The organism is Phaeodactylibacter xiamenensis, from assembly GCF_965229835.1.
Taxonomy (GTDB): Bacteria; Bacteroidota; Bacteroidia; order Chitinophagales; family Saprospiraceae; genus Phaeodactylibacter; species Phaeodactylibacter xiamenensis.
The window spans coordinates 18,232-36,222 of the sequence record NZ_OZ245931.1; the positions used below are offsets into that span (position 1 = coordinate 18,232).

26 protein-coding genes are annotated in these 17,991 nt (G+C 46.2%); 2 read left to right on the forward strand and 24 right to left on the reverse strand.

Annotated elements, in window-relative coordinates:
• Positions 1 to 103: 103 nt before the first annotated feature.
• Entirely contained in the window at positions 104 to 2,650 is a 2,547-nt protein-coding gene (locus ACO08I_RS00055) for a TrlF family AAA-like ATPase (protein ID WP_421948081.1), read from the reverse strand.
• A 392-nt stretch (positions 2,651 to 3,042) separates the two neighbouring features.
• Here ACO08I_RS00055 and ACO08I_RS00060 point away from each other — a divergent pair, with 392 nt between their 5' ends.
• Positions 3,043 to 3,324 carry a hypothetical protein gene (locus ACO08I_RS00060; RefSeq protein WP_421948082.1) on the forward strand — a complete coding sequence of 94 codons (282 nt, stop codon included), beginning with the start codon at positions 3,043 to 3,045 and terminating at the stop codon, positions 3,322 to 3,324.
• A gap of 293 nt (positions 3,325 to 3,617) precedes the next feature.
• Here the strand turns inward: ACO08I_RS00060 and ACO08I_RS00065 are convergent, their stop codons facing one another.
• The 21 genes from ACO08I_RS00065 to ACO08I_RS00165 form a co-directional block, all read right to left on the reverse strand.
• Entirely contained in the window at positions 3,618 to 4,385 is a 768-nt protein-coding gene (locus tag ACO08I_RS00065; protein WP_421948083.1) for a DNA adenine methylase, read from the reverse strand.
• A gap of 19 nt (positions 4,386 to 4,404) precedes the next feature.
• Entirely contained in the window at positions 4,405 to 4,626 is a 222-nt protein-coding gene (locus ACO08I_RS00070) for a hypothetical protein (RefSeq protein ID WP_421948084.1), read from the reverse strand.
• A complete protein-coding gene (locus ACO08I_RS00075) occupies positions 4,623 to 4,892 on the reverse strand; it encodes a hypothetical protein (RefSeq protein WP_421948085.1) in 270 nt (89 codons plus the stop codon). Before ACO08I_RS00075 ends, ACO08I_RS00070 begins: the two co-directional genes overlap by 4 nt.
• 216 nt (positions 4,893 to 5,108) lie before the next feature.
• Positions 5,109 to 5,690: a hypothetical protein gene (locus tag ACO08I_RS00080; RefSeq protein WP_421948086.1), complete on the reverse strand. Its 582-nt coding sequence runs from the start codon at positions 5,688 to 5,690 to the stop codon at positions 5,109 to 5,111.
• Positions 5,687 to 6,193 (reverse strand): hypothetical protein, encoded by a 507-nt coding sequence (locus ACO08I_RS00085; protein ID WP_421948087.1) that lies wholly within the window; start codon positions 6,191 to 6,193, stop codon positions 5,687 to 5,689. Before ACO08I_RS00085 ends, ACO08I_RS00080 begins: the two co-directional genes overlap by 4 nt.
• 298 nt (positions 6,194 to 6,491) lie before the next feature.
• On the reverse strand, positions 6,492 to 6,941 hold the full coding sequence (locus tag ACO08I_RS00090) for a hypothetical protein (RefSeq protein ID WP_282782366.1): 450 nt from the start codon (positions 6,939 to 6,941) through the stop codon (positions 6,492 to 6,494).
• Positions 6,942 to 6,943: 2 nt separating this feature from the next.
• Positions 6,944 to 7,303: a hypothetical protein gene (locus ACO08I_RS00095; RefSeq protein WP_282782368.1), complete on the reverse strand. Its 360-nt coding sequence runs from the start codon at positions 7,301 to 7,303 to the stop codon at positions 6,944 to 6,946.
• Positions 7,304 to 7,541: 238 nt separating this feature from the next.
• A complete protein-coding gene (locus ACO08I_RS00100; RefSeq protein WP_421948088.1) occupies positions 7,542 to 7,814 on the reverse strand; it encodes a hypothetical protein in 273 nt (90 codons plus the stop codon).
• Between the two features lie 196 nt (positions 7,815 to 8,010).
• Positions 8,011 to 8,568 carry a hypothetical protein gene (locus ACO08I_RS00105; protein WP_421948089.1) on the reverse strand — a complete coding sequence of 186 codons (558 nt, stop codon included), beginning with the start codon at positions 8,566 to 8,568 and terminating at the stop codon, positions 8,011 to 8,013.
• The gene (locus tag ACO08I_RS00110; RefSeq protein WP_421948090.1) at positions 8,565 to 9,080 is read right to left on the reverse strand and encodes a hypothetical protein; all 516 of its coding nucleotides are present in this window, start codon (positions 9,078 to 9,080) and stop codon (positions 8,565 to 8,567) included. Before ACO08I_RS00110 ends, ACO08I_RS00105 begins: the two co-directional genes overlap by 4 nt.
• Positions 9,081 to 9,506: 426 nt before the next feature.
• Positions 9,507 to 9,959 (reverse strand): hypothetical protein, encoded by a 453-nt coding sequence (locus tag ACO08I_RS00115; RefSeq protein ID WP_421948091.1) that lies wholly within the window; start codon positions 9,957 to 9,959, stop codon positions 9,507 to 9,509.
• A 10-nt stretch (positions 9,960 to 9,969) separates the two neighbouring features.
• On the reverse strand, positions 9,970 to 10,452 hold the full coding sequence (locus ACO08I_RS00120; protein WP_421948092.1) for a hypothetical protein: 483 nt from the start codon (positions 10,450 to 10,452) through the stop codon (positions 9,970 to 9,972).
• Positions 10,453 to 10,457: 5 nt separating this feature from the next.
• The gene (locus ACO08I_RS00125; protein WP_421948093.1) at positions 10,458 to 11,303 is read right to left on the reverse strand and encodes a hypothetical protein; all 846 of its coding nucleotides are present in this window, start codon (positions 11,301 to 11,303) and stop codon (positions 10,458 to 10,460) included.
• Positions 11,304 to 11,358: 55 nt separating this feature from the next.
• Positions 11,359 to 11,667 (reverse strand): hypothetical protein, encoded by a 309-nt coding sequence (locus tag ACO08I_RS00130; protein ID WP_282782381.1) that lies wholly within the window; start codon positions 11,665 to 11,667, stop codon positions 11,359 to 11,361.
• Positions 11,668 to 11,754: 87 nt separating this feature from the next.
• Positions 11,755 to 12,117, reverse strand: coding sequence for a hypothetical protein (locus ACO08I_RS00135; RefSeq protein ID WP_421948094.1), 363 nt, complete (start codon positions 12,115 to 12,117; stop codon positions 11,755 to 11,757).
• Positions 12,114 to 12,515 carry a hypothetical protein gene (locus tag ACO08I_RS00140; protein WP_421948095.1) on the reverse strand — a complete coding sequence of 134 codons (402 nt, stop codon included), beginning with the start codon at positions 12,513 to 12,515 and terminating at the stop codon, positions 12,114 to 12,116. Before ACO08I_RS00140 ends, ACO08I_RS00135 begins: the two co-directional genes overlap by 4 nt.
• Before the next feature lie 22 nt (positions 12,516 to 12,537).
• Positions 12,538 to 13,698, reverse strand: a complete 1,161-nt coding sequence (locus ACO08I_RS00145; protein WP_421948096.1) for a hypothetical protein — start codon at positions 13,696 to 13,698, stop codon at positions 12,538 to 12,540.
• A gap of 151 nt (positions 13,699 to 13,849) precedes the next feature.
• Positions 13,850 to 14,251, reverse strand: coding sequence for a hypothetical protein (locus ACO08I_RS00150; RefSeq protein ID WP_421948097.1), 402 nt, complete (start codon positions 14,249 to 14,251; stop codon positions 13,850 to 13,852).
• Positions 14,244 to 14,513: a hypothetical protein gene (locus ACO08I_RS00155; protein ID WP_282782389.1), complete on the reverse strand. Its 270-nt coding sequence runs from the start codon at positions 14,511 to 14,513 to the stop codon at positions 14,244 to 14,246. The genes ACO08I_RS00150 and ACO08I_RS00155 overlap by 8 nt, the downstream gene beginning before the upstream one ends.
• A 547-nt stretch (positions 14,514 to 15,060) precedes the next feature.
• Entirely contained in the window at positions 15,061 to 15,447 is a 387-nt protein-coding gene (locus ACO08I_RS00160) for a hypothetical protein (RefSeq protein WP_282782391.1), read from the reverse strand.
• A gap of 2 nt (positions 15,448 to 15,449) precedes the next feature.
• Positions 15,450 to 15,755 (reverse strand): hypothetical protein, encoded by a 306-nt coding sequence (locus ACO08I_RS00165; RefSeq protein WP_421948098.1) that lies wholly within the window; start codon positions 15,753 to 15,755, stop codon positions 15,450 to 15,452.
• Positions 15,756 to 16,039: 284 nt separating this feature from the next.
• On the opposite strand from ACO08I_RS00165, the gene ACO08I_RS00170 reads away from it, so the two are divergent.
• Complete coding sequence (locus tag ACO08I_RS00170) at positions 16,040 to 16,501, forward strand: helix-turn-helix domain-containing protein (protein ID WP_421948099.1); 462 nt, start codon at positions 16,040 to 16,042, stop codon at positions 16,499 to 16,501.
• 662 nt (positions 16,502 to 17,163) lie between these two features.
• On the opposite strand, the gene ACO08I_RS00175 is transcribed toward ACO08I_RS00170, so the two are convergent.
• Together ACO08I_RS00175 and ACO08I_RS00180 are read right to left on the reverse strand one after the other, a co-directional pair.
• The gene (locus ACO08I_RS00175; protein ID WP_282782397.1) at positions 17,164 to 17,409 is read right to left on the reverse strand and encodes a hypothetical protein; all 246 of its coding nucleotides are present in this window, start codon (positions 17,407 to 17,409) and stop codon (positions 17,164 to 17,166) included.
• Complete coding sequence (locus ACO08I_RS00180; protein ID WP_421948100.1) at positions 17,406 to 17,861, reverse strand: ASCH domain-containing protein; 456 nt, start codon at positions 17,859 to 17,861, stop codon at positions 17,406 to 17,408. The genes ACO08I_RS00175 and ACO08I_RS00180 overlap by 4 nt, the downstream gene beginning before the upstream one ends.
• Between the last annotated feature and the right edge of the window lie 130 nt (positions 17,862 to 17,991).

Consider the following 17,991-nt stretch of genomic DNA (forward strand, 5'->3'; position numbering starts at 1 on the left):
GAGCTTGAAGATATTCTTTTTCCTTTTATCCTTGCCTACGGTAACGGTTTTTTTTTCGTAAGCCTACAAGGAGGCTTGGTATCATAGCCTTTGTTCTGCGAATTTATATCTCTTTAAGCAGCTTACGATCTCTTAAGAGGAATGCTTCTTCTCCTCCTTCTAGAGCCAATAGCCTATCTCTAAAGGATAGATTTTCTATGGTTGTTGGATAAATATTTGACAAATTTGAACTGTCTATTTCCAAGCAATGGATTAATTCTGCATCTCCATTTATAACGAAATTTGCATTGTGGGTAGCGAAAATTATTTGTCGCATCTTTTTTCTCTCTTTAATCAAATTAATCAAATATTCAGCTATGAGTTTACTATCAAGATGCGCTTCTGGTTCGTCAATAATAATCGGCTTATTTCCAAACATCAAAAGTGCGACAATTACAGCAGTACATCTTTGACCAAACGAACATTTTCGGAACTCCTTGTTATCATAGAATCCAATTATTGATTTATGTTCAAGGATGTTGTTGTTCCTAGATTTGATTATGAGCTTATAAATTTCAAAATTTGTTTTTTCCTCAAAAATCATCCGAATAAAGCCTTTTGCATTTGCGTTAGAACCATGACGTTCCAATGCTTGAAGGTATTCATCGTAGTCATCTACTTCCCAAGGTGAAATACAAAATAAATAATCTTTAACAGCATTTCGTCTTGTACCGTATTCACTAGGTCTAAATTGATTGAATTGAAGCTCAAAATCATTATGGACTTTTTCCTTAGCTTTAGATGCGTTAAACCTATATTCAAATTTTATATCCGCTACATTTACATCAATGTTTTTTAATTGATCATTTAAAGGTGTAAGAGCTTCTTCGATGTAATTCTCAAAATTATTTTTATTACTACTTATTTCCTCAATCCTCAGTGAAGAATCAACAATTTTTTTTCTAGTTTCTTCTAAATTTTGTTGTGCGACTTGTTTTTCTGCATTCAGAACAGGGATTCGTTCTAATGCTCTTTCGTATTCATCTACGTCTTCTTCTGAGACCCCCTGAGACTTCATATACTCATCTAAAGCCGATTTATTCTCACTGATTTGCTTATCTAATGATATAATACTTGTGTCACTAGAGACAAAAGATTTCTCTGATGTAAGCTCATTCAAAGCCTGTAGTATTCTCCCTATTTCAACTTCATACTCATTTTTGGCATTTTCTTCTATTTCGTATTGGTTTTCCAGGTCAATTAACTTTTGCCTTAATTCTTGATATCTACCTTTTGATATTAGTATAGACTGCTTCTGATCCGAAAGTTTTTTAATTCTATCTGTAAGGCTTTTGTATGTTTGACTACTATAGTGATCTACTATTTTTTTAAACTCCACTAACTGTCGATCAATCTCAATCAATCTATCAGAAACCGTTTTTTCATGTAATAAGTAATCAATTTGACGGGATACGGTTTCTAACAACGTAGTAGTTAATTGTTCATACGCTAAAATCTCGTCAAAATGTAAGTTTTTGATCCGATCATAAACTGCATCTGTTAATTCTTCACTATTAGCATATTTTTCAACTTGATTCTGACTTATGTACTCAATCTCGGTTGTGCCCTCAAGTTCTACTTTATCAGATATTTCGATCTCGGTATCATCTGCTTCAACTAAAGTATTAACTTTGAAAAAAGTAGTAGGAATACCAACCTTTTCTGCAATTAAACTTAGAATAGTACTTTTCCCTGATCCCCTACCTCCAACTATGCAAGTGAAATAAGGGCTAAATTTGATTTCATAGTTTTTGCCAAAACAAAATAGCGTGCTTGATCTTTCATCGTCATCCTGATGAACTATTCTTGTCCCCTCTTCAAAAGTGAAATTTACTTTATCAATTCTCCTTAAAGGAGTACTTGGTCGATTTTTAGCAATCTTGACTCTAGTAGTCGGCTCGTAAATTATCTGCTTCAAGCCTTCAAATGTAGGTTCAGCTTTTATCCATAAATTTTGTTTTACTGAATAATTTAACACGTTATGGTTGTCACTACATATAATCATAGGAAGAATCTTTCTGATTACAGGAAAGACTCCAGTAATATAGCCTTCTTGGTCAGCCTCCTTTCCTAATTCATAAACATTAACATTATGAGCAATATCTGTTTTTTGAGCAGCACCGTGGGGTAACGAATGTGTTAGATTTTCTACTGTATTACTCTTAGAACCTGCATGGATTGTAATAATCCCACCTAGCTCTTTTATTATCGTAAATGTTTCGACAAGATCACAGTAAACTTCATTTTCTTTTTTTCCTTCTCCATATATTTTACTGATTGACGTTCTGTTTTTTATTTGCTCCCAAATAAATTGCAAATCACATGATTCTGAAAATAGGCCAATAAAGTGTATTGGATCCTTACCCCTTAAGTCCGCTAAAAACTCTATTCCTGGCAATACAGTTAATCTATCCGCAGCTATATTTTGTAATTCTTTTATCCTTTTAACATCAATTAAGTGATGATCTGTTATGCCAATTACTCTAACGCCTTGAGACAATAGTGAATCTACGATTACTTCATTCGTAACACTTTTGTCTTCATAATCATATGATGAAGGAGTGTGGAAATGTAAATCCCATTTATTCCAAAATGATCCTATATCGTTCACTACATTTTATTTTGTCGATGATTATTTTCTGTTTCGCCCAACGGCACAGCTACGTGACGTGCCGGACTCTAAATTTACCATTTTCGTCCTAATTTTCAAATGCTAGCGCAGGCAGCAAAAGGCGATCTTGGCGCAGCCTGGCTTTTGCTGCCTGCGCGGGTTTTAACCTCCATTTTCTTTTCGAAGATTTTTACCGGCATGACATGTAGCCATTGGTTAAGTACACCTTTTTCAATTTTGAAGACTTCTTAATCTTCAAGTGTCCAATCAAACCCCTTCATGCTATCTTTATCTGGCAACTTGGTGCAGGGCGCAGTTGTAATTTGTCCCTGTGAGTAGGAGTATAAAAAGTAGTGAGGATTTAGCATCTTTAAGGTGCTTAATCAAAAAAAATGACAGACCTCACTACTGGATCAAAAATACAGAAGTTCTTTGAGCAAACCGTAATCAGCCGGATAGAAAATTGGCAAAAGCAGCTGTGTGACTGCGACCTTCATGGTTTTGAGTCGGAGCTGTCGGCCCAGCTTAGCGCACTCCACGACCAAGTCTGCGAAGTGGTTTTGCCGGCGGCGGCAGAGCAAGTATACGAAGGACTGGCATCTGTTGCCAAAGCAGCTGGCTGCCGTAAAATCGCGAAACGCCTAATGCAGGTGCGGCTTGTTTCAGCCCCCTAAATACTCTGACAAAAGTCTAAAAACTTTTTTAGAGATTTAGGTATGGAAAATCAAGCAAACGGGAACCGGAAATTTCAGCAAAAAGGAGAAGCTGGAGATTCTGGATGAAGCTAAAGCTTATGGGGTCAAAGTAACTTTGGCGAAGTATGATGTGTATCCTGCAACGCACTATTACTGGAAAAATCAGTATCAAGCTGATGGTGCTGATGGCTTAGACCATAGCGTAGCTAAGGCTCCACTGCCTCCAACCGCAATCTTTACATCTTTCATTTTCGTCTGTTCTCAACTAGATTTTAAAACAACAGCGCCTGTGGCCTATAATTGGTCACCAAAATCTCATTCCGGTCATTATTGATATTCCGGCGGCGCTTGATAGGGATAATGTGAAACCGGCACCTTTTCGCCTGGTCAAGGATGAACGGGTGGTCAAACTCACTCATGGCAGCGGGGATGCCTTCAGTCCTCATAATCTCAAAGCAATCGTAGGTGTCTTGCTCCGTCCATTTTGGCACCCGGTAGAAGTGGCAGGTGTCCAGATAAACCGGGTCCATGTATATAAATGACTCTTCGCGCTTTACCACGGTAGGGTAGAAGCTGATCTTTGGTATCACTTCCCGGAAGTCGACATTCATTATCCGGGTGTCGCCCAGGCTTAGGTATGTCTCTTTAATTCGGGGGATCAGGTTTTCTTTTTCATTGCCTACGCCGTATTTGATGGTGTTGCCTTTTCCGAGGTAGCTAAAATTGGAAATCAACAGAAACCTAGCCGCTTTTAGGACTGGGTCTGCTGGGATGTTGTCCTGCCAGTGCCTGAGCAAAGAAGAAGAGATTGGCATAGTGGTCACGGCATCAATCAATTCTTCAGTTTGGGTAGAGATAACCAGGTACAGATTGGTTACATCATCATCCAAGTCATTGATGACGTTGTACTTTGCCCTGGGGGTATAGAAGAATGCTCCCCCTGCGCCAAAAAAAGGCGTAATCCTCAGCTTATGGGGCGGGAAGTATTGGTAGAGTTTATCCGCGATGCCCTTTTTATTGCCTAATCGAGTTAAAACCATAGTTGTAGTTTGTCTGGCTTTACGAAAGTGCTTCCAGCCTCCGCCACTCCATATAGGTGAGCCCAAGGGTGAAGTGCTTCACGCACAAAATATTGATCTGCTGCTCGATCTGCTTCTGAGCTTCCAGTAAGTCATAGTATTTACCGGCAAGTTCCAGGAAGGGGCTGGCTTCTTCTACGACGATTACAAGTCCTTCGCTCAGCTCTTCGATGAATTGGAGCATTTTATTGGTTCGGGTCATGACAGGTGGGTTTTCTCTTGACGTTGTAATTCTTGCTTCCAGAGGCGAAGTAGCTTTTCTCGCCTTTCCAGAAAATGCTCAACCTCTTTTTCATAATCATCAGACCTCTGTATCCATGCTTCAAAAACAGTCGTCTTTCCTATGCAGTGTAGTTCAAAATAGAGGTGCTTGAAATACAGTGCTGACTCGAAAGTGCTATGGGAAACCGCAGTCACCATTACAATATGTTCAATATTGATATGATACCCTTCAAATTCAATAATCATACTCGTTCTCTTTTCGGCAAAGTAGCCGTGGTGATGATAATGTCCATGAATAGCCAGGATAGCCGATATTTGGTTAGTACGTGGGTGACTTTGGCATTGCCTTTAAGACAGTTATATGTTCCCCAACCTTGTGGGAATAAATACCAATCTGCTTTCCTCCACTTGAATTTGATGTGGAAAGGGGCAGCGCCAAAGGAGCTTTTGTGGGTAATCATATCAGTTCAAATCTTTAATTGTAGCAACCCGAAACTGGCTGTTCCAAGTCTTATATTTTCTAGTTTTCCCGTTGTCATCAACAATCCAGAAGTGACGGGTATAACCATAATCATTTATATAAACATCCTCTACTTGGTATTTTTTCCCTAGAGTTAAAAAGTGGGTGCTATTTTTGTGTACCCATTCCACAACAACAAAGTCCCCTCTTCTTAATGAATATTTTTCTAGTGGCATTTTAGGTTCTACCCCGCCTTCATAAGAACCATCCTTAGCCCAAGAATGTGTCCAACCGTTGTCATCGACTATAATCAGAGGGTTTTTGAAGTCACGGCCCACACTACGGACGGGTAGGGCGATCAGTTCGAATAGGTTGTAGTCCGATTTGACCTCCAACTCATCATCATCGCCCACATAATAGCAGTCCGGGCAGTAGTGCTTGCCGTTGATCTTCTCCCAGTTGTTGTTTTGGGCCATTTCCCAGGCATGGTCCATCTGACTCCATGCGGTCACTTCATCGCCTGCAAAAGCTTCTGCTTCGCAGCGGTCGCAGGCTAAGGTGTACATTTTGACTTCCTTGATCATAGCTCTCGTTTTTCCGGTTCGACATACTTCACGCCCGCATAGCAAAAGAGGTCTTCCTCCGTTTTAATGTTGATGCGCCGGCCCTTGTGCGTTAGATAGCCGTCTTCACCTTTGTAGCCTCGCTGTTTCCAGCTTTGTGCCAGTATCTTGCTAAAGGCGGCACTACCGGTACGAATAGCCATGATGTAGCCCCAGTTGCCCGGCTCTGCGAAGAACAGGTCAAGTTTGATGCCTTCCGGCAAAATACGCTGGGTGTACTTGCAAGGGAGCTCGCCTTTGACTTTCTGCCATTCATTCACCACGGTGGCGATGCCGCTGGCAAACAAGCCGGTCTGGTAAGGCTTGGGGATGGCAACGATCTCGATGTCGCTCACCTGGGGGCGCTGGCGGCGGATGCTCCCAGCTATGGCTATGCGTTCGCAGTGGGGCTCCAAAGCGGCTTTTACGCGCTCGGCGATGGCTAAAGCTGATGAGTAGTCATATTTTTTAGTATTTAGCTTCATTTCTATCTTTGTTTAATTTTCGTAATTGCCGCACTACTTTGGTGCCATCAAAATCAACCAGCATATTCCCGTTTTTGCCCCGGATGCACTTCCCGTTGGGCTGGAGTACGCCCCGGCAGGTTCGCTCTGCATAAGGACCGAGCTTTGCCAATTGGTCGCCCCGGTACACGTATTGCTTACCATTTGCGTCCATCGTTTTCGCCGTATTTGCGGGTTACCTGACGGGTCAGGACAGCGGCTAGAATTGGGAAAAGGACGAGTACCAAGATACTGATTATTGTAGCGAATATTGCTATTTTCACAACTTTTTAGCGGACAAAATGCCCAGGGTGGATAGGTTTTTAATTTCGTTCAGGTAGCCGTTGAGCACAGCCATGAGTTCTTCCCGGGTGCGGTAGTGGAAGTACGTCAGGCGCTCATGCGGGATATGCAGGTCGCTTTGGTACGTTGCTTCTTCGTAATACTGTAGTTCGTAGCGTCCCTCCAGGACTTCGTAGGCGATAAGCACTACGTCGATGTCGGGCAATTCCAGCGCAAAGCCAATAGGCAGTTGGTGCCAGATGGCGTTTTCGACCTTAGTTACCTGCTGCTGTCCGGCGAGCTGGGGGAGCGTAATCATCAGCGTCACGCAAGCCCGGAACCAGGAGAGGGAGATTGCCCACTGCCCCTTGCCGGCCGGCACCCAAAAGAGTGCCGGTAGCAAAGGATAGGCTTCGTTTTTGTTGAGCCAGAAAGTGTGCAGACTCATACTCATAATAGCTTAGAAAGTATTAGTGCTGCGACCGTAGCCCAAAAAATGAGGCGAATCGTATTCCGGGCCCGATCTTTGAAAGACCAGTGCCTTTCATTATGCCGCATACGGGCGTCCCATATAGGCTTTGTGAAGTAAGCACCTTCAAATTGCTGTTTGAACTGTTCCAGTTGCTCAGCGCCCGCCTGACAATGAAAATCATCATCAGACTTGTACTTGTAGATTTCTGCCGTTCCATCCGGTGTGGCAAATTCTTCCGTGCATTTTTCGCAGGGTGAGGCGTTATCTTTGGTAAATACCGCCTTCATTTTTCGCCGGTTCGTTGGCGTGTCAGGAATATAAAGTAGGCTACCTTTCATCGTCAATGATTTGATTTTGTGGTTTCCGGCAGATGCCGCAAAAGGGTTTGCTTGTGCTGTTCCAGGCTTGCCACACGCACTCATGGTCCGGCATGGCCATCGGCTCCGGTAGGGGAGCGCTCGGATCTGCTGGCGGCAGGGCGTGGGCGAGTTGAGGGCTGCAAGTGCAAATCATTGCGATTAACGCAGCCATACTGGCTTTGATTTATTATTCATTTTGTGAAGGTTTTGATGATGATTAGGATGTTTTAAAATCCAAATATTCCCGGATTGCCGTACCTCTGATCTTGTTAATGGCAATCTCTTTTTCTATTGTTGGCCAGCTGCGGGTCTGAACCCATGCTATATCCCTCCAGTAGTGCTCATTGCGGATGGCTTTCCAGTCTGCTATCGTGAGGTCGCGGGAAAGCTCGAACAGGCGTTTTTCAAGCCGGGCCAGATAGTAGGCCCGACCGTCTTCCCGCCACGTCCGGCGCTCAAATTGAACTAAGGCTTCGGCGTAGTAGTCCATTGCAAAGAGGGTAGAAGTTCAACTGCTGCTGTATTTGGCTCCCAGCCACCTAGATAAAAGGTTCGCCAGGTACCATTACGTAGGCAAGCAGTAGATGTATTGGGATATGCTTTTACCAATTCATCCTGAAATAAGTTTCTTAGCCATTTCAAATAGTTCAAATCCATTTGTCTGTTAACTTTTAATTGAACATTCATCATCCCCGCTGCTTCAAAATCTCCGCCTCCGTCCAGTCACTGGCCCAGCGGTCAGCAGCTTTGGCTTTGTGGGCAGTGCCGTGGTGCCGGTGCGCCCATTCTTCTGCCACTTCGCAGTAGCGGTCGAAGGATGGCGCCATAACCAGATAGCGGTGCAGTTGGGGGTTGATAAAAGGCATTGTAACGACTTCTTCCAGGTCTTCTACCGGGTTGTGCTCGTAGTACATAATGATGACTTTGAGCTTGCCTGCTGCATACTCAGCGTTTTGGCTGTCTTTTAACAGGTGTACTTCCTCCATGGCCCGGGCTTTGACCGTATCGTCCTGCTCGTCTTCGGCATATACAAATATGTCGTCTACCTGTCTGGCATACTTTTCCATCAGCAACCTTATCTCCCGTGCAATTTGCCATTTGTGGGCATAGTAATACAGCAGCATGGCGGGGAATACGATAATCGCAAATCCTGTGATGCCGAAAACGAGGGAGATCATGATGGTAGCCGACGCTACAAAGATCAGGGTGATGTGGTCTACGTTGTTTTTGATAAAGTTGATCATGCTCTTTGATTTACTTCGATTTCAATGTTGATTTTAACGTTGTTTTTCCCGCAACCTTGCCGGGGCTCGTATGTCTCCTGTTCCCACCGGTTGCCGTACTTGTCCGGGATGTCGCGCCAGTCGACATCATCAAGTTCGTAGTGCGGGTTGTTCATGTCAGCTATCGTTTTGGACACCCATCGGCCGATTGCCTGACAGGTGTCTAGTCCGACTGTCCAGAACGCTACCGCGATGTGTCGGACACCACGGGCGGCGACAGTGGACAGGTGTCGGGCGTACTGTCCGGACAGGTGTCCAATAGGGTGCCGGACAATTGTCTGGACAATGTGCTGGACACTACGCTGGACAGGGTTGCGGCTGGGTAAGTCATGACCCTCCATACGCATCTCGGTGCGCTCGCAGAGTTCTTCCCACTCGCGGGCGAGCTGGGGGTCTATCTGCTGGAATTTCGCCTCCATTTGGCGGTAAAAGGGGGTGTTTTTGTACGCTTTTGTACGTGATTGTACAGGCATGTGTCTAAATTTTGTACTCGTAACTAATTGATAATCAGTTGCCCTGTGTACGATTGTACGTAATTGTACTGGGGCGGCGGTTTCAGCCCCTTTCCTGGTGGGGGAGGGGCTGCTCCCTGGCTTGATCTATGCCTGTTTTGCTTGCTTTGGGAGGCCGCCCGGCGTTCCGGGGCGGCTTGGAAGTTGGTGTCAGGTTTCGGTGTCCGGTCGGGTGTCGGGTGCCGACTGGACACCTGTCAGGTTTTTTACTGGACACCTGTCTGAACACCTGTCCGGTTGTCGGGCTGACACTTGTCCGGGTGTCGGGTTGTGGTGTCAGGTTTTAGTGTCGGGCTGTCCAGTTGTGGTTTATTGGTGTCGTGTCCGTTTGACTGGACAGGTGTCCGGTCGAATGTCAGACCGGGGTGTCCAGTCAGGTGTCAGGTTTTAATAATGGTCATTGATTGCCCGGCGTTTTTCGATAGGCATGTTGCTTACCATCCTCTCAAAGCGCTTTTCTAAATGCCGCACTTTCATTTTGAGATCAACAAATTCCTTTGCTGCCTGCGGGCTCATCCCCAGCTCTGTTGCTGCTTTCGCGCTACTCGATAAAGCTGTCTCTCCCCAAAGTTTTACATGATGCTCCTGGATAGCTTTAATCTCCTTAGAAAAAGGTAGGAACCTGCCTTCTAGATCAAAGTCCAAATCATAGCAAGGGTCTTCTTCCCAAATATCCATTTGGTAGCGCCAGTCCTTTTCAAAGTTTTCCAGCTCGTCTCGGTGAAAGCCAAAACCTTCGGCGGTGTGCAGCACAAAAGTGCAGTAGCACTGAAACCAAGTCTTTTTCAGCCAATGGATTTCCTGAGCAGTGCGGCGGATGCCATATATTGAATTACTCATAATGATAGGGTTATTGATTTACAGTTTGATTTTCTAATTCCTGCTTGCGCGAAGCAGACAAGACCGCGTAGATTGCGCCGATGTTGCTGACGCTATAGCCCTTGTTCTCGCCAAACTTCCGGGTCAGAATGGCGCTGGCTTCTTTGCGGCCGGTACCGATGATCCAGTACGGCTTCAGGTGGATGGCAACGCCGACGTTCAGGTTCTTCTCATTCAGCAGGAGAATATCCAGCTCGGTCAGTTCCTTCTTAGTCCCGCGCTCAAGGCGAAGCTTCATATCTACCTGGCTTTCGGCGCTGGCGCTGGCGGGTGTTTCGAGGTCCGGGTCGTTCATGTAGACGTTGGTGCCTACTACCGTATATTCTTCTCCCAGTCCCTGGGCAGCTCCCTTCCGTTCTGCCTTAGTAGGCGAAGGGGATGCCGGGCGAACGTAGCCCGTGGGGTCGTATTCGTTCAGGATGGCCCGGCGGAACCAGGCGCGTAGGTCATTCATAAGGCTCATGCTTTTCCGTTTATAGCGTTATCGAGAGCTACGGTCACGCCAAAGGTGGCGAGGGTGAGCCCTACGGATAGGATGATCATGCCTGCGTTCTTCTCCGGCATAGCAAATACATGCAGGACGAACTGGAAGACGGAGAATAGCGCCTTCAGGGCATTCTTGTATTCCTGGTCGCCTTCCCATTTGACTATGGTCACGATGGTGATGTAGCCGATGGCAATGCCCATCAGAATAGCCATGATGACGGCGTAGAGCAAAACGGGGTTGTTGCCCAAGGACTGCACCGCTTGACTGATGGCGTGGAGGCGGTTCCCGTCCTCCGGTATATCGGCATAAGTCTGTATGACGATCATAGCTGCCGAGAACCCATCAAATCCCACAAAGACCACACCGGCCAGCATGAGGGAGATCAGATAGACGATGCCATGCAGCTGTATCGGCGTTGGCTTTTCTGCAATTGTTGCTGCCAAAGGAGCGCCTTTGAGCGGCTCAGGCGTTGATTTTACTGAGGTTTTGGGCTTTTCTGGCGTTGGCTGGGGTGCTGGCTTACTGGGCGCATCTTTCTGCAGGCTGTAGTCTTCCAGGAAGATGTCGCGCTCTTTAGCGAAGATCCGGGCAGCGTTGGCGATGCGCACGTTGCGATTGCTGGCATAGTGCTGCACGATCTGGGCTTCTACTGATTCGTAGATGGTATCTTCTGCACTCATTTTGATGCCCTGAGCATTCAGATACTTATACAGCTTGCGCCATGCCTTGAACTCATCCTCCGGGTTCAACTGGAGCTTTTGGGCAAGCTCTGCGCCGTTTAGGGCTACGTTTGGTGGCATAATTTTCGTATCTTGCATGGTCTTTGTTCATAATGGGAGGCGTTGTCTTTACTGGGCTCGCCTCCCTTTTTATTTAATTGATGGTGGCTTGGTTATCATTTACGTATTTCTCGTAATCGTAAAACTCCAAGACCCCCCCACTTACAATTGTCGGCACAATCACTGTTATCTCGGCTTCCCCAAAAAAAGCGGTTGGCTTTGCGCTTTTGTCGTTAGAGTTCTCTGCCACGACAACTCTTTTGTACCATTTGCCCTCATGTTCAAGCATGGTAGTGGCAGGATCAACACTTATATCAGTCAAGCATTGATCTAAAAATCTTACCGTGCCTGTATGTAGTCTTGCCACTTTTTTAGGCGGTGATTTGAGTAGAATTACGTCCATTTGTCCTTAGTAATTTTAAGCGGTTTTGAGACTGCGGTACAAGTTTCGGGTATACCGCATGTCCTTAGTAAATTGGTTGATTTGTCCTTAGTAATTTTGAGCGGTTTTGAGACTGCGGTACAGGTTTTGGGTGTGCCGCACGTCCTTAGTAAATTGCTGCCGCAACGGTTCCATGCAGCGCTTAGTAATATTTTGAAACGGCTCATCGGTATGCCGCATAGTTTCCGGGCTAAACAGTGCAAAGAATTGCGCCTTAGTAAGCTGGATGTTGCTGCGGCGGTTGTCCTCAACGCGCTCTAGGGTTTCTTCGAGCAGCCACCAGAGTTCAACTGGATCTGCCTTAGTAAGGCGGGCCATACGCTGGCGGAGGGCGTGGATCATCACCGTCCACTCTTCGTCTGTCATGGTCACGCTGACCTTTCCGTTAATCGTTGGCTTGACTGGGTTCATGCTTCTTGTAATTTTTGAAGTTCTTCTTTTCTGGCTTCCAGGTGTGCATCTTCGTCGCCTCTAATTTTTTTGAAGCTGCTCACATCATTGTTCCATCCGCTTTTAGCCGTATAAATCGCTATGGGTAGCTCATTCCATTTGCCGTAGCCAGCATAATAATTCAAATACACTTCTGCATATACGGCTGGAACTTCGCCGTTCTCTGAACTAATCTTAGCGTTTTTGGGGTATGGAAATCGCCGTACTTTATTACGGTTGTTTACATAGAAGGGTAGCAAAGGGCCTTTTCGGTAGGATTCATCGTCCTTGTTGCAATAAGCAAATCGTTTGGTGTATACAACGGGTTTCAATACAACCCTGTATTTAGCTGTATATTTTCCTGTCCGATCATTTCTCATCAAAATTTGATTTTATCTTTGTTTAGTAATTCAGCACGTCCCCGAGTTGGTTGGTGCCTTTGAACCGACCCCGGCCCGAAAGCCGGGCAGCGGCCTGAATGCGGTACGTTTGCCGCTCTGGCAGGGGATATTTTTCCTCATCGCGCCACCATTCCCTGGTTTTGGTGAAGTTTTCCACTGATGCGCTGGGGTCAAAGAAGACCTCGGCTTCCGGCAGGGCTCCTACCTCGCTGTGCCAGTAGAGCTGGGCAAGTTTCAGGCGTTGTATGTAGGTTGTGTATATCTTCAGTAGCTTCTCCTCCGGTGCTCTCCCGAATAGCACTTCAATTTTTTGGATGATGCGCTCTTTGTCGGCGGCTTTGAAGGGCTCGCCGGGGTAAAGCCAGGTCTTGGAGCGGTTGAAAAGGGCCTTGGAGAAGCCCCGGACCGCCTTTTTACGGCTAGATTCAGCGGCTTCGGCCGCGCCCCGGCCCTCTTCGGTCAATTTTTCCGCGCCGCCCGCGGCCTTTTCGTTGGTTCTTGTTTCATCCTGTATGGGCATCTGTCTACTTTGGCCGTTCCTGTTCCCCGGTTCTTGTAAGTTATCAACAGGGGGTTCGTGTTTTTTTCCGCTAACAGTACTTGTTATAGTACTTGTTAGGTAACATGTACTTGTAGGTGGAAAAATTTGCATTGGTGCGAAGTAATTCGGCACTCCCTGAACCTCGACTCGGGCGGTGTGCAAATTGCTCACAATCCAGAGAAGACGGGGGTTTAGCGCCAATTCGTAGTTGCTTTGCCAGCCGTGGTCGACTCGGAAGGCCTTGTTGCCTTCCGAGTCGCTTACAGGTATCAAAATCCCGGCTTGTGCGAGCTTCTTCCGGTAGTTCCGGATGGTGCGACCAGACTTGCCTAGTTCGTCGCCCAGAAACTCGTTATTGACGCTTACGCGGGGCAAGTTCTCGTTGGTGATTTCTACGTCGTAGCCCATTATAGCCTGCCAGCGGACAAACTGTTTAGCATAGAGGTCTACTAAGCATAGTGCAAGGTGCCTGGCGTTCTTGATGCGCTTCTTGTTGTCCTCCTGCTGCTCGTTGTACCAGGTAATGTATTCCTTGATCAGGAGCTTGGTACGTCCAGCATTCACAGCATAGCGCCGCCGTTGAACTTTGTCGCCTTTGATTGATGTTAAGTGTACAGACATTGCACTAATTTTTCTTAGTAAGATTTTCACTTAGCTCACCGCCGCAACTAAGCGGCGGTGAGAAAGTCTCATTATGATGAGTAGCAGCTGCTACTTCGGCCCAAAATTGAGGGAGCCTGCGACAATCTTGCAGGAACGCTTCTGTGCTTGGTTAAGCAATAGAAGATGCAGGCTCCCTTTTATAGTGTTTGATGACCTCCTTTAGCGTAAAGAAGTCTCTTTTCAAGCCCTTGGATGGATAGTACTCTACGTACCGCTCCAGTTGCCCGAGTTTGTTTGTTAGCGCCGGGATATAGCCCTCTTGGGGCAACTGCTGCACCGACCGGGCGAAGCGCCCGAACCGCTGACTGGGTTGTCCAATCTGGCTTAGTAACCGGTTGGCTATGTGTTGTGCGTATTTGTTTAGCATCCGGCGTTCTATTGCCGCCTGTAAACGTTCTATTTTGTCGCCGGGAACGGTGGCTATGTCGCGGGCTTGCCCATTAACACGAAGAGTGATCTTTACATTCACTTCTCCCTTCGAGAATACCCGTTGAGGCACGAATCTAATCATCGCTCTGGCGGTCTTTTTCGAGTTGCGCACTGATTGCCTTATATCGACTCAGGTAGTACGATTCGATACGTCTTGCAGCATCTTTCATGATGTTTGCCGGACAGTTGTCCTCATCGGTCTGCAATGTGAACACCTCAGCCGTTTCAGGCTTAGTTAAGCTGGCAAAGCTGAACCCATGCTCGGCATAGTACGCGGCGGTATTTATCTTTTTTGATAGGTCGCTATGCTGCCGCTGTAGTTCGATGCGCTCTTCTACGTCCATTTCTCTTGAGTTTTCAGGGCCCATATTGGGGCAGGACTACTCCCGTCCTGCCCCGTCTGCCGCTCAGATTAGAAAAGAGTTATCTTGACAAACCAGTACACGGCGTGGTATTGCCTGCCGTGCGGTTCAGTTGTTTCTGATAGATTAGTTGCCGTTGATTCATGATTGTGCTTCAAAATGCAGCCGGTACTAAGCCCGACTGCATGGAATAACCCCATGATGCCTCCGAGGAGGCCCAATTGCCCCATACGGGTAAACCCCATACGGATAAACCTCATACGGGTAAACAATGCTATTTTGATCGGTAGTCAAAAGCCCGGAGGGAAAACTTTAAAACCCTCCGGTCTATGATGGATAACTAAACCATAAGACTCATGAAAAAATGACTACTCGTGATCTTCAAAATTAGCCGGGCGGTTGCGAGTTTCCCAACAAGAACAACCTTCGCCCGGCTTGCCCGGCCCTCGTTTGGGCGGGGGCTTTTACCTGCCTGACTCCTTACTGTCCGATTTCCCAAAGCGGAGAGACAGGGCATAAATCAAAACTTCTATGTGATAAGCTGGGTGTAAGTCGGAATGACCACTCTCCCTTCCTGAATTTTGCGTGAAAGCTCTTTCACCTCCTGACGGCTAAACTGCCGGTTGTTTACGCCTTGCACGGTAGGCAAACGCCCGATTTCGTGCAGGTGATTCAGGACGCGCACAAAGTGCTTTTTCTGCTTAGTAGCGATGCCCAGCTCTACAGCAGCCTCCTTTTGTGTCATCCAAGGGCTGTTGTTGCGCTGCTGGGCGCTTAGCAAGTTCTTAAGAAGCTGGTTGTTTTGCTCCAGGACTTTGTTTTGCCGCTGCATTTCAGCTACTTGCAGGCTTAGCAGCGCTATGATGCGCTCCTGATCTGTGGTGGGTGCTGATATGTCGTGGACTTGCTGGGTCATGGTTAGGCGGCGTGTTCTATCAGGTCAATTTGCAGGCTCTTGCCCGCTGCGTTTACGAATTGGTTGATTTCATTGCTGTTAAGGCGCTCGTAGCCGCAGCCATACTCGAATAAGAGCTCGTAAGGCTCAACGCTCAGCACTTTCGCCCAAGAGCGGACTTCCTCAGCAGTGAGGAAGAACCTGCCATCGCCATCGAGTACTCTGGTGGCTTTGTTACGGGTGCACCCAACAACTTCGTGGATGTTCTCAAACCCGGCGGGAAATGCCTCCTCAACGAGTGGTTTGATAGGTTTGCCTTTTTGTAACATTTGGATAGAATTTTGTACTTTTGAAATGGTAAGCAGAACGATCCTTTATTGCGACCGCTTTGCACGGCCGGTCGTAAGGCGTATGCACCAACTTGCTTAGTAACAAACATACCTTTGACAATCAAATCAATGTTTTATTGATTTGGCTATTGTAGATTATTTCTATCTGTGTATAGCTAGGGTTGTTTGATAGGTCAAAGTAAGTGTATTTACACCCAATAAACAAGTTTAAATACACTTTTTTAGTGTATAGAAATCTTAACTTTCACTTACTATTTTTTTAAATGTCTGTAAAACAGCGCCTTAAGTACCTTTTAGATTCGCATAATTTTTCTCAAAAAGATTTTGCTGAAAAAGGGGATTATGGCATTAATGCAATAAAAATGTTTTTGCTTGGTCGGACGAAAGTCCCCAAAATTGATCTTTGCGAAGCAGTAAAGAAGGTTTTTCCACACGTAAACCTGAACTGGTTCATAATGGGGGAAGAACCGAAATGGGTAAGCCCGCCCCCTTTTAATGTAGACCCAGATTGGTCCGCCACCGGAAACGCTGCGGAAAACATACCAGCTCATGAGGCAAAGCTCCTGGAAGAAAGCAGCGCGAAAGAGATAGCCCAGGCAGAGAGCATCGTGATGAAACTCTTATTAAGGGAGCTGAAGCGCATGCGTCAGGATATGAAAACAAAAAATCCAGAACTTATAGAAGAGTATGGGCTGGATGAGTTGTTGGATGATATATTGGAGTAGTTTTTTTTCAAAAGTTGCCTTAAAAGCGCCGGGTAAATAATCAGGTTTAATATTTTAGCCGCATACTTAAACCTATGCACCTTTACAAATGACGGCTAAATCCTCTTTCTCTGGACAGCCAGGGGACCGAAAGCCCGCGCTCCGATCGCGCTTAGTAAAAGCAGTCTTAATAATGATTAAAATCCGGAAGGCACAAAAAAAACCGAAGCGTGAAGGCTCCGGCTAAAACGATTTAAATGCATCAAAGATAATATTGGTAAGATAGCAAAAAAAGTTGCTATTTAGGCGATAATTGGGCTTTGGCTTTGGGGGAGAATAAAAAAGGCAGAACACGCCCTGCCTCAAACATCTAAAAACCCATTTGATACTTCTCAAGCGCCTACAATTCAAGTAAAAGATGCCTTTTGGGCAACTTTTGATCTTTCGAGCATTACTTCATGTGCTGTGATGATGCTAATCATTACACGCCCGAAAAGGACTGGGGACAGCACTCTGGCGGCTTTGTCCTTGAAGACTGTCATAGCATTGCGGTATTCTTTCCAGCCTTCGTTGGTGGGCTCACGCTCGGCTCCTTGTCTTTGTAGTCTATGGGCTAGAGGTTGTTGGTCGGTTGCTAATAGCTCTTTCCAATAGAGATACGATGGGGGAGGGGTTGAGGCAAATCAAGGGTTGATTGCTGGCATGCCCGCATTCACGATGATTGATTCGTTTTTGCCATTAAGCAACTCTACTTTGTACAGCAGTTCGCCCTCGATGTTTATAAAGCGCTCAGAAATTAGGCCTAACCCCTGATCGGTCTGAATAACATCTCCGAGTACTTCTGGATCTGCTGCTTTCATAGCTACGGCTATACAGGCTAGAAGAATGGTGATGCCGCCGAGTACCCTGATGTGGTTCTCTTCTGTCATGTTGTTTGCTTTCTTTTGTTATTGTAAACCTCATATTCCAGTTCCGGATCGAGATTGCTGTAGTTGAGCACACTGTCCAGGTGGATGGCGAAACAGGGTTTGCCTGGCTGTCCGCCCCATTCTGGCTTAGTGACATTCGTGGCAGCAAGCTGGAAGAATTCTACCAGAACTGCCGGTGAGGTGCTGGCGTAGCCATTCACGAATAGCGCATACTGCCAGGGTTTCTTAGGCTGATGGAAAGCTACCAGATTTCTGGTTGGCGCCGGGTTCCAGTCATGCAGCACCTGTTCGCGCTTATGCTCAGGCAATAGCCGTATGGCCCAGTACCTGGACAAGTCCCTGTATTCCTCTTTCTTTTCCCCCTTGGCTATCATATCGAACCATTTCTTTTGTAGGCGAAGGAAAAGTACCTCATTATCGACGGTCTGCCAGCCGCTCATTAGTATTTCCACGAAGCCTTCTTTTGTAGGTAGTAAGCTGGTATGTGCTACCCTCCCGGATGAAAGCGTTTTTTTTAGTTTTATTTTTTCGTACATGGTGTAGGAATACCACATTTATTCTTAGTAAAGAGAACCCCTAAGA

Coding starts and splice junctions, on each gene's coding strand:
- ACO08I_RS00095 (WP_282782368.1), bottom strand. CDS start 7,303: ATGAAAGGTAGCCTACTTTATATTCCTGACACGCCAACGAACCGGCGA.
- ACO08I_RS00100 (WP_421948088.1), bottom strand. CDS start 7,814: ATGGACTACTACGCCGAAGCCTTAGTTCAATTTGAGCGCCGGACGTGG.
- ACO08I_RS00070 (WP_421948084.1), bottom strand. CDS start 4,626: ATGACCCGAACCAATAAAATGCTCCAATTCATCGAAGAGCTGAGCGAA.
- ACO08I_RS00085 (WP_421948087.1), bottom strand. CDS start 6,193: ATGAAGCTAAATACTAAAAAATATGACTACTCATCAGCTTTAGCCATC.
- ACO08I_RS00165 (WP_421948098.1), bottom strand. CDS start 15,755: ATGTTACAAAAAGGCAAACCTATCAAACCACTCGTTGAGGAGGCATTT.
- ACO08I_RS00090 (WP_282782366.1), bottom strand. CDS start 6,941: ATGAGTCTGCACACTTTCTGGCTCAACAAAAACGAAGCCTATCCTTTG.
- ACO08I_RS00115 (WP_421948091.1), bottom strand. CDS start 9,959: ATGAGTAATTCAATATATGGCATCCGCCGCACTGCTCAGGAAATCCAT.
- ACO08I_RS00160 (WP_282782391.1), bottom strand. CDS start 15,447: ATGACCCAGCAAGTCCACGACATATCAGCACCCACCACAGATCAGGAG.
- ACO08I_RS00155 (WP_282782389.1), bottom strand. CDS start 14,513: ATGGACGTAGAAGAGCGCATCGAACTACAGCGGCAGCATAGCGACCTA.
- ACO08I_RS00150 (WP_421948097.1), bottom strand. CDS start 14,251: ATGATTAGATTCGTGCCTCAACGGGTATTCTCGAAGGGAGAAGTGAAT.
- ACO08I_RS00125 (WP_421948093.1), bottom strand. CDS start 11,303: ATGCAAGATACGAAAATTATGCCACCAAACGTAGCCCTAAACGGCGCA.
- ACO08I_RS00080 (WP_421948086.1), bottom strand. CDS start 5,690: ATGATCAAGGAAGTCAAAATGTACACCTTAGCCTGCGACCGCTGCGAA.
- ACO08I_RS00140 (WP_421948095.1), bottom strand. CDS start 12,515: ATGAGAAATGATCGGACAGGAAAATATACAGCTAAATACAGGGTTGTA.
- ACO08I_RS00175 (WP_282782397.1), bottom strand. CDS start 17,409: ATGACAGAAGAGAACCACATCAGGGTACTCGGCGGCATCACCATTCTT.
- ACO08I_RS00060 (WP_421948082.1), top strand. CDS start 3,043: ATGACAGACCTCACTACTGGATCAAAAATACAGAAGTTCTTTGAGCAA.
- ACO08I_RS00135 (WP_421948094.1), bottom strand. CDS start 12,117: ATGAACCCAGTCAAGCCAACGATTAACGGAAAGGTCAGCGTGACCATG.
- ACO08I_RS00130 (WP_282782381.1), bottom strand. CDS start 11,667: ATGGACGTAATTCTACTCAAATCACCGCCTAAAAAAGTGGCAAGACTA.
- ACO08I_RS00075 (WP_421948085.1), bottom strand. CDS start 4,892: ATGATTATTGAATTTGAAGGGTATCATATCAATATTGAACATATTGTA.
- ACO08I_RS00065 (WP_421948083.1), bottom strand. CDS start 4,385: ATGGTTTTAACTCGATTAGGCAATAAAAAGGGCATCGCGGATAAACTC.
- ACO08I_RS00120 (WP_421948092.1), bottom strand. CDS start 10,452: ATGAATGACCTACGCGCCTGGTTCCGCCGGGCCATCCTGAACGAATAC.
- ACO08I_RS00170 (WP_421948099.1), top strand. CDS start 16,040: ATGTCTGTAAAACAGCGCCTTAAGTACCTTTTAGATTCGCATAATTTT.
- ACO08I_RS00110 (WP_421948090.1), bottom strand. CDS start 9,080: ATGCCTGTACAATCACGTACAAAAGCGTACAAAAACACCCCCTTTTAC.
- ACO08I_RS00145 (WP_421948096.1), bottom strand. CDS start 13,698: ATGTCTGTACACTTAACATCAATCAAAGGCGACAAAGTTCAACGGCGG.
- ACO08I_RS00105 (WP_421948089.1), bottom strand. CDS start 8,568: ATGATCAACTTTATCAAAAACAACGTAGACCACATCACCCTGATCTTT.